The organism is Nocardia otitidiscaviarum (assembly GCF_007362295.1).
Lineage (GTDB): Bacteria > Actinomycetota > Actinomycetes > Mycobacteriales > Mycobacteriaceae > Nocardia > Nocardia otitidiscaviarum.
Genome location: NZ_CP041695.1, coordinates 1517748 through 1533513, shown reverse-complemented (window position 1 = coordinate 1533513; position 15766 = coordinate 1517748). Strand labels below are relative to the sequence as shown.

Genomic DNA, 15766 nt, shown 5'->3' with positions numbered 1-15766 from the left:
CCCCCAGCAGGTCACTCCCGGTCGAGAACGGCGTGCAGGAACTCCCGGGTGCGGGCGTGGTCGGGTTCGCTGAAGATCTTCTCCGGTGGGCCGTCCTCGATGATGCGGCCGGAGTCGAGCACCATGACGCGGTCGGAACTGGTTCGGGCGAAACGCATTTCGTGGGTGACACACAGGAAGGTGATGTCGGTGTCGGCGGCGATGTCGGCGAGCAGGCCGAGTACGCCGGTGACCAGTTCGGGGTCGAGGGCGGAGGTGACCTCGTCCAGCAGCAGCACCTTGGGGTCCATGGCCAGGGCGCGGGCGATGGCGACACGCTGCTGCTGACCGCCGGAGAGCTGGGTGGGGTGTGCCTTCACCTTGTCGGCCAGCCCGACCATGCCCAGCAACTCCACGGCGCGCGCCTCGGCCTCCTCCTTGGAACGCCCCAGGCTGCGGATCTGGCCCTCGGTGATATTGCGCAGCACGTTCATATTCGGGAACAGGTTGAACTGCTGGAACACCATGCCGATATGGCGGCGCGCGTGCCGCAGATGCTTCTCGTCGGCGGGCACCAGCTTCCCGCGCCGCTCCATATGGCTGAGCGGTTCCCCGGCGACCTCGATGGTGCCGGAGGTGACCCGCTCCAGCGTCATGAGCAGCCGCAGCACCGTCGTCTTTCCGGAGCCCGACGGCCCGATGAGGGTGACGAATTCCCCTGGCGCGACCGCGAAGTCGAGCGCCTCCAGGCACCTCACCTCGCCGTAGCGCTTCACCACGTCGTTGAAGCGGATCATGGGCTCGGAGCCGCCGCCCACGACGGCGACGGCGGATTCAGATGCTAGGGATTCAGATGCTTCCGACACGGCGTTCCAGCTTTCGTACCAGGAGGGAGCAGGGATAGCTCAGCATGAGGAAGGTGAGGCCGACCGCGAACCACGCCTCCGGTCCGGCACCGCCGGTATTGGCGGCGTAGACGGTCTTCACCTGATAGACCATGTCGAGCACGACGATCGAGGACAGCAGCGGCACCTCTTTGAACATGGCGATGGTGTAGTTGCCGAGGGCGGGCAACACCCGCGGAATCGCCTGCGGCAGCACCACATCGGTCCAGGTGCGGGTGCGCGGCAGATTCAGCGCCGTGGCCGCCTCCCATTGGGCGCGCGGCACCGCGTCGATACCGGCGCGGTACACCTCGGAGGTGTAGCAGGCGTAGTGCACGCCCAGGGCGACCACACCCACCAGCAGGCGCTGGGTCTCGATCGGCAGCTCGCCCAGCAATGGCGGGCGAACCACCCAGTACAGCACGAAGATCTGCACCAGCAGCGGTGTGCTGCGCACGAATTCGATGAACAGCCAGAGCGCCTGGCTGATTACGGGAATGCTCAGGCGGCCGATGACGGCGAAGAGCAACCCCAGCGCGTACGCGACCAGCGAGCCCAGCAGGGTGAACTGGATGGTGACCTTGAGGCCGTCGAGAATGTAGGGGAAGGCGTCGAAGAACCGGTCCCACTGCCACTTTTCCATCAGACCGCCACCGTCCGCACGCCACGCCACGTCGCCTGGCGACCGACTCGCCGGGCCGCCAGCATCTCCACCACACGCATGATCGCCGTGACCGCCACCGCGATCAGCAGATAGAACACCAGCTCGATGGCATAGATCAGGCCGAGCTCCTGCGAGAACTCCGGTACCGCGCGCAGTTCATCGGTCTTCTTGAAGATCTCGGGTGCGGCGATGAAGCTCAGCAGGGCCGTACTCTTCACCAGTTGGATGAACAGCGTATTGAACGAGGGCACCATCTCGACCACGGCCTGCGGCAGCACGACCCGCCACATGCGTTGCCACGGAGACAGATTCAGCGCCACCGAGGCGTCGATCTGCCCGCGCGGCACGGATTGGATGGCGCCGCGCACGATTTCGGCACCATAGGCGCCGTGGTTGAGCCCGAGCACCATGATGCCGATGTACAGCAGCCCTTCGGCCGTCGCACCGAGCGCCACTCCGAGGAAGATGGGCAGCGCGACCGCGAAGAAGAACAGCTGCACGACCTCGGAACTGCCGCGGAACCCCTCCACGTAGACGCGGGTCACGAAGCGCACCGAGCGCCGCGGCGACAGCAACGCGATACCCGCCGTGAACGACAGCACGATGGTGAGCGCGATGCCGCCGATCGTCGCCCACAGCGTGAACGGCAGACCGGCGAGCATCCGCTCCAGATAGATCGGAATATTGTCGGACACGGAATTATCAGGCCGTGCAGTACGACTCGGTGGTCATGCCGGGATCGGGCTCATTGGCGGCGGTCAGGCCGTACGGCTCCACCAGTTGCAGCCACTCCCCGCTCTCGTGCAGGGCACGCAGTTCGCGGTTGAAGTCCTCGCGAAACTCGTCGTCGTCCAGGCGGAAGTTGAAGGTGCCGACGTCCGGGCGGTCGCTGAAGTTGAAGGACGGGGTGACCTCCAGTCCCGCACCGGGGTTGTTCTTCACCAGCCAGGAGGCGGTGACGTCGAGGATGGCGGCGCCGTAGACGTCACCGTTGTCGACGGCACGCAGGATGTCGTCCTGCTTCGCCATGGGCTCGATCAGGTTGCCGGGCACACCGGCCTGTTCGGCGTAGCCGTTCTCCACCGCTCCGCCGAGGGTGGCGACACGGACGTTCTCCCGGGTGATGTCCTCGAACCGGGTGATATTGCGGGGGTTGCCCTCCGGCACCATGAAGGCCGAGCCGACCTGATAGTCCGGGATGGCGAAGTCGGAGTTCTCGCAGCGTTCCGGGTTGATGAACATACCGGCGGCCACGAAGGCGTAGTTCTGGGCGCGCAGGCCGTCGATGAGACCGCCGAAGTCGGTGACCACGCCCTCGACCTCGTCGATGCCGAGCTTCTTCAGCACGGCGCGGGCGACGGTCGGCGCGTAGCCGGTCAGCTCACCATTCTCGTCGAGGTAGGCCCAGGGGGCCTCGTTGGCGAATCCGACCTTGATGCGGCCGGAGGACTTGGCATCGGAGTAGGTGGTGGCGGCCGCGTCGTCGCCGCCGACACCGCAGCCCGTGACGGCGAGCAGCGCCGCGGCGGTGAGAGCCAGGATCGGGCGCAGGCGGCCGCGCGGTCGCCCGCTCGTCGGCGATGTCCGCACCGTCCGGCGGGATGGAATGGCCCATTGTATGAATCGTGTCCGCATAGACAGTCGAGCCTTGCGCATCGACTTTGCGATCAGACCGTCGATTGATTTGCGGCTGTGTGACGGACGACACGCGGCCGTCGTCTACGAGTAGAGGTGGATCTGGTCGGCGGACTCGTTCTGGCTGCCGCACTCCTGGTACGGATTGGGATCGCCCTGCCGTTCGGCGCAGACCCAGCGGATATTGTCGACGGTGACGGCGATATCCCCCTCGGGCTGGGAATCACGTTGTGCCGCATACTCGTTCACCACTTCGAGGGCCATGGCGCAGAAGTCCGGGCCCTTGGTGGTGTAGACGACGACCGACAGGCCCCAGGGGCCGGTTCCGCACTGTACGGGTTCGCCGGGCAGCGGGGTGGCGGGCCTGGTCGACGTGGCGGAGGTTGTTGTCGAACTCGTGACGGACGACTCCGAGGTGGAATCGTCACCGCAGCCCGTCACCGCGACCAGGGTGACGGCCAGACCGGCCAGCGCCGATGCTCCGATGGCACCTCGCATACGCACTCCTCTCTCTCGAACTGCTCCCTGTCGAGCGTCCAGCAGCAGGCGTTCAGCCGACGTCGCGGCGCAGCCAGGTGACCTCCGCGCCCTCACCGCCGAGGCGGAAGGGCTCGAGCGCGTCGTCCCAGGCGGTGCCGAGCGCGCGGTCGATATCGGCGGCGATGTCGGCGGCGGTGTGGCGACCCGCGCCGCGAGCCTGTTCGACAATGGCGCGCAGGCGCATCTCGCCGACCACCACATCGCCGCTGGCGGACGTCGCGCCGTTCCAGAGGCCGAGGCCGGGAACGAAGCAGTAGCGTTCGCCGTCGACGCCCTCACTGGGGTTCTCGGTGACCTCGAAATAGAGTACCGGCCAATCCCGCAATGCCCTGGCTAATCTACTGGCGGTGCCGACCGGTCCGTACCAGTCGATGGTCGCCCGCAATTGCCCGTCGGCCGCGGGCTGCGCCGTCCAGCGCAGTTTGGCGGGAGCCTTGAGGGTGGAGGTGAGCGTCCATTCGATGTGCGGGCACAGCGCGGCCGGCGACGAGTGGATGTAGACGACACCCGACGTCGCGTCGGCGAACTGACTCGATGCGCGCACCACTAACACCTCCGGCTTCGACGGGGACGTCTTCCCCAACGACCCTCCGAGCCGGCGTTGCCCGAGTTTACTGGAGTGCCCGGTGTTACGGGTGTTACTTATTCGACGTGTCGCGAGTCCGCGCGTGTCCGATGCGGCAACCAGGCAGATCCGCGCGACGCCTAGCCGAACTCGGCGATGACGGCATCACTGAGGGCCGGCCAGGCCGCACGGGCCCAGTCACCGAAATTCTCGTCCGCCAGCGCGAGACACGCCATACCGACGGCCGGATCGACCCACAGGAACGTGCCCGACTGCCCGAAATGCCCATAGGTACGAGGCGAATTCGCGCCTCCGGTCCAGTGCGGGGACTTGTGGTCGCGGATTTCGAACCCGAGCCCCCAGTCGTTGGGACGCTGCGAGCCGTAGCCGGGAAGAATCCCATTGCGATCCGGGAATTGCACTGTGCTTGCTTCGCCGAGCAATTCCGCACTCACCAAACGCGGGTTCAGCAATTCCTCAGCGAAGCGCAGCAGATCTGCTACCGAGGACCGTGCGGCATGTCCGGCCGCACCGGCCAGCACCGACGAGCGCATGCCCAGCGGCTCGAAGACCGCCTCGTGCAGGTAGCGGTCGAACGCGATCCCGGACTGTTCGGCCACGAAGTCGGCCAGCACCTCGAAACCCGCGCTCGAATAGATCCGCCGGGCCCCCGGCTGCGCCACCACCTGCGTGGTGTCGAACGCATACCCCGAGGTGTGCGCCAGCAGATGCCGCACCGTGGACCCCTCCGGCCCGGCGGGCTGATCGAGTTCGACGGCCCCCTCCTCCACCGCCACCAGAACCGCGTACGCCACAAGCGGTTTGGTCACCGAGGCGAGCGCGAACACCCGATCCGCATCCCCTTCCCGGTCCACCACCCCCTTGCCGTTCACGACCACACCCGCGGCCGCATGCCGGACCGGCCACTGTCGAATCTGCTCCAGCGCTCGCACCCCTCGAGCCTACGAGTTCCACACCGGCGCGGGGGCGCACGGGTGCGGATTCAGTGTCGCTCGTGCGCCGCGTCGTGGTGTCGGGCCAGCAGGGAACGCCGCCGCGCGAGGGTGGCGATCTCGTCGTCGAGGCGAGCGAGGCCGTCGCGGATGACCGCGCGGGAGTGGTCGCAGTGGGCGAAGCCGGTCTCGGTGACGCAGGGCAGCAGGGCGTGGATGGCGGCGGTGTTCAGGCCCGCGTCGAGGAGTTCGCGAATACGCGCCACCCGGGCGACGGCGGTCTCGGGGTAGACGCGGTAGCCGTTGGCGTCCCGGCGGGCGACCAGCAGCCCCTGCTCCTCGTAGTAGCGCAGCAGCCGGGGACTCACGCCGGTGGCGCGCGACAGTTCTCCGATCAGCACGTCGGCCCGCCGTGGGTGCGGCGCGGTGGTTCCGAGCGCTGTGTTCCCAAGTGCTGTGTTCCCGAGCACCGGGGCTTGACCCTCACATCCATGTCAATCCCTAACGTCGCCGCCATGACGACGATTCCACTCACCACCACCGTGACCGGCTCCGGACCCGCCATCGTGCTCGCGCACGGTGCCAGCGGCGGCATCGAGGCCAATTTCGGATCGCTGATCCCCTTGCTCGCGACCGACCACATGGTCATCGGGTCGGACTACCCGGACGACGACACCCCGTTGGAACTCGACGCGCTGGCCGACGCACTGGTCGCCGCGGCCGTCGAGGCCGGAGCCGAGGAGTTCGCGATCATCGGCTATTCGCTCGGGACCGCGGTGGCCGTGCGGGCGGCGATACGGCATCCGGAGCGGGTGCGCGGGCTGGTGCTGGCCGCCGGGTTCGCCCGCGCCGACCATCGGGCGGTGCTCACCATGCACCAGTGGCGGCAGACCCTGGCGGCCGGGGATACAGACGCCTTCGCGCGGATCGCGCTGCTGGGCGGATTCGCCGCCGACTTCGTCAATTCCCTCTCCCCCGAACAGCTCTCGACCGTGCTCGAGCAGACCGCCGCGCGGGTACCGGGAGGCACCGCCGCCCAGGCGGACCTGGTGACGCGGGTGGACACCACCGCCGACCTCCCCCGCGTCCGGGTGCCGACGCTGTCCATCGGCGCGCGCGACGATCTGCTGATCGATCCGGCGGGCGCACGCCGGTTGGCCGCCGAGATTCCCGGAGCCGAGTACCTCGAAGTGCCCGCCGGGCATGTGCTGATGGTGGAGCGGCCCGATGCCTGGCACAGCGCCGTCCTCGACTTCGTGCGGCACCGGATCCCGGTGCGCGCCTGAGCATCTCGTCGCGACTACGGCCGCGCGACGGTCGGGTCGGGGTTGGCAGCGGCCGTCAGCCGGGAGTGAGGGCGGCCGTAGCCGAAGTAGACGAACAGGCCGAAGGCGGTCCACAGGGTGAATGCCAGCCAGGTGACGCCGGGCAGGCGCAGCAGCAGCCAGGCGCACATGCCGACGCCGAGGACCGGGACCAGCGGCACCAGGGTCCGGAAAGTGCGAGGCAGGTCGGGCTTGGTGCGACGCAGCACCAGCACGCCGATGTTGACCAGGCCGAAGGACACCAGGGTGCCGATATTGGTGGCGTTCACCAGTTCTCCGAGCGGAACGAGCGCGGCCAGCACCGACACCACCCCGCCGACGATGAGGATATTGAGGGTCGGCACCCGCTTGCCGCCGACCCGCGACAGCACCCGCGGCATGAGCCCGTCGCGGGACATGGAGACCAGGATGCGGGTCTGCCCGTAGAGCACGGTCAGCACCACCGAGGCGATGGCGATCACCGCACCGGCCGCCAGCACGGTCGCGGGCCAGCCCGCACCGGTCACCCGCTCCAGCACGGTGGCCAGCGAGGCCCCCGAACCGCTCACCTCATCCACTCCGACCGCGCCGACCGCGGTCAGCGCCACCAGCACGTACACCACGGTGACGATGCCGAGTGAGATCACGATGGCGCGCGGCAGATCCCGCTGCGGATTCTTGGCCTCCTCACCGGCGGTGGAGGCGGCGTCGAAACCGATGAAGGAGAAGAACACCATGGACGCCGCCGAGGTGATGCCCGCGATCCCGGCCGGGGCGAAGGGCGCGAGATTGCCGGAGTCGAAGGCCGTGACCGCGACGACCACGAAGAAGACCAGCACGGCGATCTTGAGCAGCGTGGTGAAGGTGGTGACGCGGGCGCTCTCCTTGATGCCGTCCAACAACACGGCGGTGGCGATCAGCACCACGACCGCGGCGGGCAGGTTCACGATCCCACCCTCGCTGGGCGCGGCGGCCAGCGCGTCGGGAATGCGCCAGCCGATGGTGCCCGCGAGGAATTCGTTCAGATACGCACCCCAGCCGACCGCGACGGCCGCCACCGAGACGCCGTACTCCAGCAGCAGGCACCAGCCGCACACCCAGGCGACGATCTCGCCGAGGGTGGCGTAGGTGTAGGAGTAGGCCGAACCCGAGACCGGCACCGCACCGGCCAGCTCCGCATACGACAGCGCCGAGAACAGCGCGGCCAGCGCGGCGAGCGCGAAGGACACCACCACGGCGGGTCCGGCCAGCGGTGCGGCCTCCCCCAAGACGACGAAGATGCCGGTGCCCAGTGTCGCGCCGACCGAGAGCGCGATGAGCGAGATCAGCCCGAGACTGCGCCGCAGCTGAGAGTGCTCGCCGTCGGCGGCCAGCTGTTCGACGGGTTTGGTGCGCAGCAACGATGCGGTGAATCGACTGAGTCCGGGCACGTGCGGCCACGCTACCCGGTGATAACCGGCCGGTTACCATCGGTTGCACCATGAGTGAGATTCCCCAGATCCACGGCGAGGTGGACACCGGCTTCGGCCCCGTCGCCGACGCCTTTCGGCGCAACTTCACCCGGCACGGCGAGATCGGGGCGGCGGTGGCCGTGTACGCCGGTGACCGACCGGTGGTGGATCTGTGGGCGGGGTATCGGGATCGCCGGCGCTCGGTGCCGTGGGAGCGCGACACCATGGCCCCGGTGTTCTCCTCCACCAAGGGCATGGCGGCCTTCGTCGTCGCCGCGGCGGTCTCGCGGGGATGGCTCGCCTACGAGACACCGGTGGCCGAGTACTGGCCGGAGTTCGCCGCGCACGGCAAGGAGTCCATCACCGTCCGGCAGCTGATCGACCACCAGGCCGGGCTGGCGGCGCTGGACCGCACGGTGCGGCTGCGGGAGCTGGACGACCTCGATCGGCTGGCCGAGATCCTGGCGGAGCAGAAACCGTTGTGGCGGCCCGGAACCCGGCACGGCTACCACCCGATCACGGCCGGGCTCTACCAGACGGAGCTGATCCGCCGGGTGGATCCGCGGGGGCGCACCCTGGGCCGGGTCTTCGCCGAGGACCTCGCCGCGCCACTGGGTCTGGACTTCCACATCGGGCTGCCCGAGCAGGTGTCGATGGACGGTATCGCGACGCTGTCGGGTACCCGGGGCCTGGACGTGCTGCGCTACGAACGCGATCTGCCGGTGCGCATCGGCATTCAGCTGGCGGTGCAGCGCGGCCTGTCGTATCGGGCGCTGAGCAGCCCCCGCACCGGCGCTCCGGAGCGCGCGGCCCGCCGGGAGTTCCTGTCCAAGGAGCTGCCCGGTTCCAGCGGTGTCGGCACCGCCCGCTCGCTGGCCCGCGTCTACGGTGCGGCGGCGGCCCGCACCGGCGAGCTCCCGATCGACCCGGACCTCATCGACCGGCTCGGTGCCGCCGACACCGCCGACGACGTACCGGCCGACGACCTGATCCTGCTCACCCGCAGCCGCTACCACCTCGGCTTCCGGAAGTCGTGCGGCGCTTTCCGTTTCGGCACCGACAAGCGCGCCTACGGCACCACCGGCCTCGGCGGCTCGTTCGGTTTCGCCGATCCGGCAACGGGTCTCGGCTTCGGCTACGCCATGAACCGGCTCGGCCTGGCGGTGCTCGACGACGCGCGCGCCCGCAATCTGCGCACGGCGCTGCGGGCCTGCGTCGCCTGATTCCGGCTCAGGCGCGCACGTCGTGGACGTGGTGGACCAGGTCGTGCAGGAAGTAGCGGCCCAGGGTGTCGACGGTGAACTGGGAGCCGTTGCTGCGGCGGGCCACCCGCGCGCGCTGGTCGGCGGGCACGGATTCGTAGGCGCGGGCCGCTGATTCGGCGGCGGCGCCGAGTTCGGCGGCGACGGCGGCGGGACTCTGGGCCGCGTAATCGTCGGCCTCGGCGGTGACGTCCTGATCCCAGTTGGCGAACATCGGAACACCAGCGTCGACGGTGACGCTCGGGTCGTAGCCGGAGATGACCGGGCCGGGGACGGCGGCCGCCGCCAGTGTGATGCCGAGGCGGTGGGTCATGATGCGGCACACGTCGCGCACATGGGCGGCGTATTCCAGGGTGGACCAGGTCGATTCGTCCGGGCGGACCCGGACGTCCGGGCGTTCGAGCGCCGCGGCGAAGCGGTCGGCGCTCTCCCGCACCAGGCCCGGAACGGCCTCGTAGGGGGTGGCGGCGGGGTCGAATCCACAGTCGGCGCAGGCGCGTTCGAGGACCCAGGTCCAGTCCTTGGTATCGGGAACGATCGGCATGCCGAAAACTTATCCTGGCAAAAGTTTTTCGGCCACCAATTTCCTGCCACCCCTCGGCAAGATTCCGACAGTGCGGCTCACTCCATCAGCCGGTGCGCCTTCTCGAACAGCTCCAGGGTGATGGCGTGCAGGAAATCGCCGACCTGCTTGGGCGCCTTCCCGGCGAAGGCGCGGGCGTGGGTGCCCTCCAGCACGATGCCGAGCTTGAAGCAGGCCAGCACCGTGTACCAGGTGACATCGCTCAGATCGCGGTCGGAGAACCGGCCGTAGTGGGCGGTCATCTCCTCCGGCGTGGGGAGGCCGCCGACCGCGCCCAGGCTGCCGACCAGGGCCGCGCCCGTGGTGCCGGGTTCGGGGCGGGTGGCGATCTGCCAGCCCAGGTCCAGCAGCGGGTCGCCGATGGTGGACATCTCCCAGTCGACCATGGCCACCACCTCGGGGCCGTCGAAGGAGAACATCATATTGGCGAGGTGGCAGTCGCCGTGCAGGATGCCGGGCCGCCACCGGGCGGGACGGTTGCGGTCGAGCCAGTCCCCGACGCGCTCCACGCCCGGGATCTCCGGCCCCGGGTAGCCCGCATTGGCGCTGTAGGAGTCGAGCTCCTTCAGCCAGCGCGGCACCTGACGTTCCAGGAAGCCCTCCGGCTTGCCGTAGTCGCTCAGCCCGAGCGCCTCGTGGTCGAGGGAGCCGAGGCGGGCGATGGCCTCCACCGCCGACAGACCCATCTGCCGCCGCACCTCGGGATCACCCGCGTGCAGCTCGGGCAGTTCGTTCTGCGGGTTGAAGCCGACGACCGGCTCCATGAGATAGAAGGACGCACCGAGCACCGAGTCGTCGGGGCAGGCGGCGATCACCCGGGGGGCGCGGATACCGGTGCCGTCGAGCGCGCCGAGAATGCGCGATTCGCGATTGATGACGGAATTGCTGGCCGCTCGCAGATGCTTGGGACCGCGCCGCAGCACATAGTCGCGGCCGCCGCGGCGGAAGCGCAGCATGATGTTCTGGGTGCCGCCGCCAAGCGGTCGCACATCCTCGAATTCCCCGCCGGGCAAGCCCTGCTCATCCATCCACTTCCCGATGATCGCGAAGTCGACGACATCTCGATCCACTGCGACCGGCTGCACTTCAGACATGCCCCACATTGTGCCGCAGCCGTCCAGCACAACTGAAGGCATATGCCAGCAGAAGTGGCGGTGGCCATGTTCACGCAGGTCGAAGTGCGGTGTTCGATACCGGGCGGCGTAGTCTGCCAGGCAAATGCGCACGCTCCTGATCGACAACTACGACTCGTTCACCTACAACCTGTATCAGCTGATCAGTGAGGTGAACGGGGTCGAACCCGTGGTCGTGCGCAATGACGAGGTCGACGATCCGGCCGAGCTGGAACTGGAAGCCTTCGACAACATCGTCATCTCCCCCGGACCGGGCCGACCGGATGTGCCGCGCGATGTCGGCGTCTCGACGGCGCTCATCGCCCGCGGCGAGCTACCGCTGCTGGGTGTTTGCCTGGGCCACCAGGGCATCGTGCTCGCGGCGGGCGGGGTGGTGACGAGGGCTCCCGAACCCCGGCACGGTTATCCCGATCGCGTCACCCACGACGGGCGGGATCTGTTCGCGGGTGTACCGCAGGACTTCACGGCAGTGCGGTACCACTCGCTGTGCGCGGCGCGGCCGCTGCCGGAGGCCCTGGAGGTCACGGCGACCACGCCGGACGGGGTGATCATGGGGGTGCGGCATCGCGGCCGCCCGCAGTGGGGGGTGCAGTTCCACCCGGAGTCCGTCGCGAGTGAATACGGGCGCGCGCTGCTGCGGAACTTCGCGCGGCTGACGGAGACGGCCGGTGCCCGGGCACCCGGCCGGAGCGGGGTCGCGAGCCCTGCCCCGGCGCGGTCCGGCTCCGGTCGTCGACTCGGCGGACACGGCGCTGCTTTCGGCCCGCGCGCGGGGACCGCATCGGAAGGCCACGACGTCGCGTCCCTGGAAAACCGTGCCGCACAGCGCCTGCCGGAGACGCACGCGGCGACCGTCGAGTACCGGGTCGAGCACACGACCATCGAGCGGGCCTTGGACGCCGAGGCGGTATTCCTGCGGCTGTACCGGAATTCGGAGACGGCGTTCTGGCTCGACAGCGAACATGTGGAGCCCGGGTTGGACCGGTTCTCCTTCCTCGGGGACGCCTCGGGACCGCTGGCCGAGGTGGTGCGCTACCGGGTCGGTTCGGGCAGCGTGGAGGTGGAGTCGGCGGGCGGCCGACGACAGGTCGCGGGCGGGGTGCTGGACTATCTGTCCCGGGAGCTACGTCGTCGCCACATCGAATTCCCGCCGGTGCCTTTCGATTTCGTCGGCGGCTACGTGGGGTACCTCGGCTACGAGATGAAGGCGGACTGCGGTGCGGCCGCGGCGCACCGCGCGCCCGCCCCGGACGCACAGTGGGTGTTCGCCGACCGGCTGATCGTCGTCGACCACGAGGCGGGCCGCACCCACCTGCTGGCGCTGGCCGAGCCGGGCGCGGAATCGGTTCGGGCCGCGCGGGATTGGCTCACCGCCACGCGCGCCGTCGTAGCCGCGCTGCCCACCTGGGACAACCCGCCCGCCCTGGACCTGGTCGCGGAGGAGCGGACGGTCGCGCCGCTGCTGACCCGGGGGCGGGAGCGGTACCTCGCCGATGTCGCGGCCTGCCGGGAGCAGTTGCGCGCGGGCGAGTCGTACGAGATCTGCATAACCGACAGCGCCTATCTCCCCGCCGATTCCGACGGGCTCGACGTCTACCGCACCCTGCGCCGCAGCAATCCCGCCCCGTACGCGGCCTTCCTGCGCTTCCCGGGACTGGAGGTGGCCTGCTCCTCCCCCGAGCGCTTCCTCAAGATCGACCGCACGCGCACGGTGGAGTCCAAGCCCATCAAGGGCACCGCGCCGCGCGGCCTCACCGCCGCCGAGGACGAACAGCTGGCGGCGGAACTGGCCAGCAGCCCGAAGACCCGCGCGGAGAACCTCATGATCGTGGATCTACTGCGCAACGATCTGGGCCGGGTGTGCGAGATCGGCACCGTGCACGTGCCCAAGCTGATGGCGGTCGAGACGTATACCACCCTGCACCAGCTGGTTTCGACCGTTCGCGGCACCCTGCGCGCCGACCACGACGTGATCGACTGCGTCCGCGCCTGCTTTCCCGGCGGGTCCATGACCGGGGCCCCGAAGCTGCGCACCATGGAGATCATCGACGGCCTCGAGACCGAGGCCCGCGGTGTCTACTCCGGCACCATCGGCTTCCTCGGTCTGGGCGGCACCGCCGATCTGAATATCGTCATCCGCACCGCGGTGCGCCAGCACGGCCGCTGGCGGGTGGGCGCGGGCGGGGCCGTCGTCCTGGACTCCGATCCCGAGGCCGAGTACCACGAGATGGTCTGGAAGGCCGCCGCCGCGCTGCGCGCCCTGCCGGGTATCGGCGTCGCACCGCGCGCACCCCTGCCCTCGGCTTGAGGGCGGCGGCTACTTCCGGCGATCGCGGCGCGATGTCGGTTCGGGCGGGGCGGGCTCGGCGTCCTCGCGGGGAACGGTGAAGCGACCCAACAGGGATACACCGGGGAGTCGGGACAGTCGGGTGAACACGTCCTCGCCGAACGCGATCATGGCCTCCAGCCGCGGGAGCAGGCGGTCGTAGGCGGCGAAGGCCGGATCGGCCAGTGCCAGCGTCCGGTCGAGACGGTCGATGGTGGCATTGAGCCGGTCGATGGCGGTGGCGAGGTTCTCGATGAGGTCGGGGAGCTGGGCGGCCAGTTGCACGGAGGCCGGTGGCAGGCGCACCGCGGTGTCGAAGGCGGTACCGGCGGTGAGCTGGGCGGCGTCGAGGACTTGGCCCGCGGCGTGCTGGGCCGCTTCCACCGCGGACTGGGCGACGGCGATGAGGTCGCCGGGGCTGGCGGCGCGCTGCTGGCCCTTGCGGCCGGACCCCTTCGGGTTGCTGCCGGGGCCCTTCGGAGTGGTCATACCTCCACTGTGCCGGAGCGGCGGCGAAAGTACATGTAAGACCGCCCGGTTCTATTCGGCCGGGTGGTGTGTCGGAGCGACATGGCATAGTTCGATCACGATGAAACTGATCAGGGGTGGCCATGCGCCGGTGCCGACATCGCTTCTGACCGTTGTCCTTTCGTGGCAGTCGGAACACGAGGTGGACGCGCACGCCCTGTTACTCGCCGACGGCGGCCGGGTGCGCTCCGACCGGGACTTCGTCTTCTTCAACGCGCCCCGCCACATATCCCAGGCGGTCACCCTGGACCAGGCGCCCGCCCCCGGCACCGCGCGCCTGTCGATCTCCCTCCCGCGCACCGAATCCGACGTCACACGCATCGTCCTCACCGGCTCGGTGGACGCCGACTCCTTCACCGAGATCCCGGGTCTCGTCCTGACCGTGTTCGATCACAGCCGCCCGGTGGCCTGGTTCGAGATCGACGCCGCGGAATCGGTGCGGGCCATGATGTTCGGCGAGTTCTACCGCCGCGACGGGCAGTGGCGTTTCCGCGCCATCGCGCAGGGCTGGGCCAGCGGGCTGGCGGGCATCGTCACCGAATTCGGCGTCGAGGTCGACGACGAGGAAGCCCCGGAGCGCACGGATGCCGACCACGAGATGGCGGGAACGCGGGCGGGGGGCTCCGCGCCGTGGGAGCGGCGGATGCGGCCGGGATTGTCGTTGGAGCGGGAATCCCGGGAGATTCCACCGCTGCTGCTGCCACCGCCGCATCCGGAGCGGGCGGACTGGCACGTGGATCCGGAGGACCCCGCACGGCTGCGCTGGTGGGACGCGGCGCAGTGGACCAGTTCCGTGCGACCGGTGCCGTCCACCGACGCGCGGCACTGCCCGCGGTGCGGGCGGGCGCGGCGCTGGCGGTTGTTCGGGCGGCCCGCCCCGTGCCGGGAGTGCTCGGACCGGATCGAGGAGTATCTCGAGGGCTGGGTGCAGCGAGCCGCGCGGGTACTGCGGACGACCGGGACACACGGTGCCGACTGGGAGGCGCTGTGGACGGCGCTGCGCTATCAGCGCATCGATCAGGCGCTGGGGCTGGAACGGTTGCGGCCCGTCGGGCACGACCATGTGGAACGCCTGGTGGCGTTCGCCTTCGCCGACGGGGTCATCGAGCAGGCCGAACGCGACGCCTTCGACGCGGCGGTCGGCGAACTGGCCCTGACCGGTCCGCTCATCGAGGATCTGCGGCGGCGCATGCAGCGCGGGCATACGCTGTCCCGGCTGCGGGCCGGGGACCTGCCGGTGGTGCGGGCGGTGGGCCTGCACCTCGATCCGGAGGAGAAGGTGCACCTGGATGTGCCCGCCATCCACATCCGCCAGCTGTCGCGCGGACCCAAGCACAGCGAGGGCAGGCTGATCTGCAGCAATAAGAAGCTGCGCTTCGTCGGCATCGACACCGGCATCGAAATGCCCTGGGCGCGCGTGGTCTCGGTGATCTCGGAGAACGGTCGCGTGGTGCTGGCCGCGACCTCGGCACGCGGCGGCGCGACCTTCGACGTGGCCGATCCGGACTACACGGCCGCCAGCCTGGAGGGCGCGCTGCGGGTGGCCAAGCGCCTCGCCCTCACCCCAGGGCAGCGCGATACCCGCAGCATTCCCCAGGAGGTCAAGGCGGAGGTGTGGCAGCGCGACGGCGGCAAGTGCGTGGAGTGCGGCGACAGCCACTATCTGGAGTTCGACCACATCATCCCGCTCAGCCGGGGTGGGGCGACCAGCGCGGCGAATCTGCAGATCCTGTGCCGCGCCTGCAATCGCTCCAAGGGCGCTCGTATCTAGTTGTGCTCGGCGGTCCCGGCAACCGCCCGTAACCAACCGGTTGGATCGTTAGACGGTCGCGCCCCATTGCGCTGGCCTCGACGTCATTGGCGAGGCGGTGGTCCTCCGATTCCGGCGGCCACGTCGGCGGTATGCCGAGGAAGCCTGTTCTGTTGTGATGTCCATCCTCATCCACGCGCGGATGAGGT

Annotated in this window: 16 protein-coding genes; 4 read left to right on the top strand and 12 right to left on the bottom strand. The window is 69.4% G+C overall.

From position 1 onward, the window contains the following. Nucleotides 1-11 precede the first annotated feature (11 nt). The 8 genes from ehuA to FOH10_RS06450 form a co-directional block, all read right to left on the bottom strand. Entirely contained in the window at nucleotides 12-776 is a 765-nt protein-coding gene (gene ehuA, locus FOH10_RS06485) for an ectoine/hydroxyectoine ABC transporter ATP-binding protein EhuA (protein ID WP_143983895.1), read from the bottom strand. A gap of 52 nt (nucleotides 777-828) precedes the next feature. Further along, on the bottom strand, nucleotides 829-1506 hold the full coding sequence (ehuD, locus tag FOH10_RS06480) for an ectoine/hydroxyectoine ABC transporter permease subunit EhuD (RefSeq protein WP_186000740.1): 678 nt from the start codon (nucleotides 1504-1506) through the stop codon (nucleotides 829-831). Next, nucleotides 1506-2222 carry an amino acid ABC transporter permease gene (locus FOH10_RS06475; RefSeq protein ID WP_221937933.1) on the bottom strand — a complete coding sequence of 239 codons (717 nt, stop codon included), beginning with the start codon at nucleotides 2220-2222 and terminating at the stop codon, nucleotides 1506-1508. The genes ehuD and FOH10_RS06475 overlap by 1 nt, the downstream gene beginning before the upstream one ends. 7 nt (nucleotides 2223-2229) lie before the next feature. After that, entirely contained in the window at nucleotides 2230-3117 is an 888-nt protein-coding gene (gene ehuB, locus FOH10_RS06470) for an ectoine/hydroxyectoine ABC transporter substrate-binding protein EhuB (protein ID WP_186000739.1), read from the bottom strand. Nucleotides 3118-3246: 129 nt separating this feature from the next. Then, nucleotides 3247-3660, bottom strand: a complete 414-nt coding sequence (locus tag FOH10_RS06465; protein ID WP_143980033.1) for a hypothetical protein — start codon at nucleotides 3658-3660, stop codon at nucleotides 3247-3249. A 52-nt stretch (nucleotides 3661-3712) separates the two neighbouring features. Then, on the bottom strand, nucleotides 3713-4246 hold the full coding sequence (locus FOH10_RS06460) for a DUF3145 domain-containing protein (RefSeq protein ID WP_029932687.1): 534 nt from the start codon (nucleotides 4244-4246) through the stop codon (nucleotides 3713-3715). Between the two features lie 161 nt (nucleotides 4247-4407). Continuing rightward, nucleotides 4408-5220: a serine hydrolase domain-containing protein gene (locus tag FOH10_RS06455; protein WP_143980032.1), complete on the bottom strand. Its 813-nt coding sequence runs from the start codon at nucleotides 5218-5220 to the stop codon at nucleotides 4408-4410. Between the two features lie 50 nt (nucleotides 5221-5270). After that, on the bottom strand, nucleotides 5271-5621 hold the full coding sequence (locus FOH10_RS06450; RefSeq protein WP_143980031.1) for a MerR family transcriptional regulator: 351 nt from the start codon (nucleotides 5619-5621) through the stop codon (nucleotides 5271-5273). A gap of 114 nt (nucleotides 5622-5735) precedes the next feature. Between FOH10_RS06450 and FOH10_RS06445 the strand changes: the two genes are divergently transcribed. Next, nucleotides 5736-6506: an alpha/beta fold hydrolase gene (locus FOH10_RS06445; protein WP_143980030.1), complete on the top strand. Its 771-nt coding sequence runs from the start codon at nucleotides 5736-5738 to the stop codon at nucleotides 6504-6506. Nucleotides 6507-6520: 14 nt separating this feature from the next. Here FOH10_RS06445 and FOH10_RS06440 read toward each other — a convergent pair whose 3' ends face one another. Then, nucleotides 6521-7954 (bottom strand): amino acid permease, encoded by a 1434-nt coding sequence (locus FOH10_RS06440; protein ID WP_143980029.1) that lies wholly within the window; start codon nucleotides 7952-7954, stop codon nucleotides 6521-6523. A gap of 50 nt (nucleotides 7955-8004) precedes the next feature. Here FOH10_RS06440 and FOH10_RS06435 point away from each other — a divergent pair, with 50 nt between their 5' ends. Further along, complete coding sequence (locus tag FOH10_RS06435; RefSeq protein WP_143980028.1) at nucleotides 8005-9198, top strand: serine hydrolase domain-containing protein; 1194 nt, start codon at nucleotides 8005-8007, stop codon at nucleotides 9196-9198. A gap of 7 nt (nucleotides 9199-9205) precedes the next feature. On the opposite strand, the gene FOH10_RS06430 is transcribed toward FOH10_RS06435, so the two are convergent. Together FOH10_RS06430 and FOH10_RS06425 are read right to left on the bottom strand one after the other, a co-directional pair. Then, nucleotides 9206-9781: a DinB family protein gene (locus FOH10_RS06430; RefSeq protein WP_143980027.1), complete on the bottom strand. Its 576-nt coding sequence runs from the start codon at nucleotides 9779-9781 to the stop codon at nucleotides 9206-9208. Between the two features lie 77 nt (nucleotides 9782-9858). Then, entirely contained in the window at nucleotides 9859-10923 is a 1065-nt protein-coding gene (locus FOH10_RS06425; protein ID WP_143983892.1) for a phosphotransferase family protein, read from the bottom strand. Between the two features lie 115 nt (nucleotides 10924-11038). Between FOH10_RS06425 and pabB the strand changes: the two genes are divergently transcribed. Then, on the top strand, nucleotides 11039-13261 hold the full coding sequence (gene pabB, locus FOH10_RS06420; protein ID WP_143980026.1) for an aminodeoxychorismate synthase component I: 2223 nt from the start codon (nucleotides 11039-11041) through the stop codon (nucleotides 13259-13261). 9 nt (nucleotides 13262-13270) lie between these two features. Here the strand turns inward: pabB and FOH10_RS06415 are convergent, their stop codons facing one another. Further along, nucleotides 13271-13768, bottom strand: coding sequence for a hypothetical protein (locus tag FOH10_RS06415; RefSeq protein ID WP_143980025.1), 498 nt, complete (start codon nucleotides 13766-13768; stop codon nucleotides 13271-13273). A gap of 181 nt (nucleotides 13769-13949) precedes the next feature. Here FOH10_RS06415 and FOH10_RS06410 point away from each other — a divergent pair, with 181 nt between their 5' ends. Then, nucleotides 13950-15578 carry a TerD family protein gene (locus FOH10_RS06410; protein WP_244961712.1) on the top strand — a complete coding sequence of 543 codons (1629 nt, stop codon included), beginning with the start codon at nucleotides 13950-13952 and terminating at the stop codon, nucleotides 15576-15578. Nucleotides 15579-15766 lie beyond the last annotated feature (188 nt).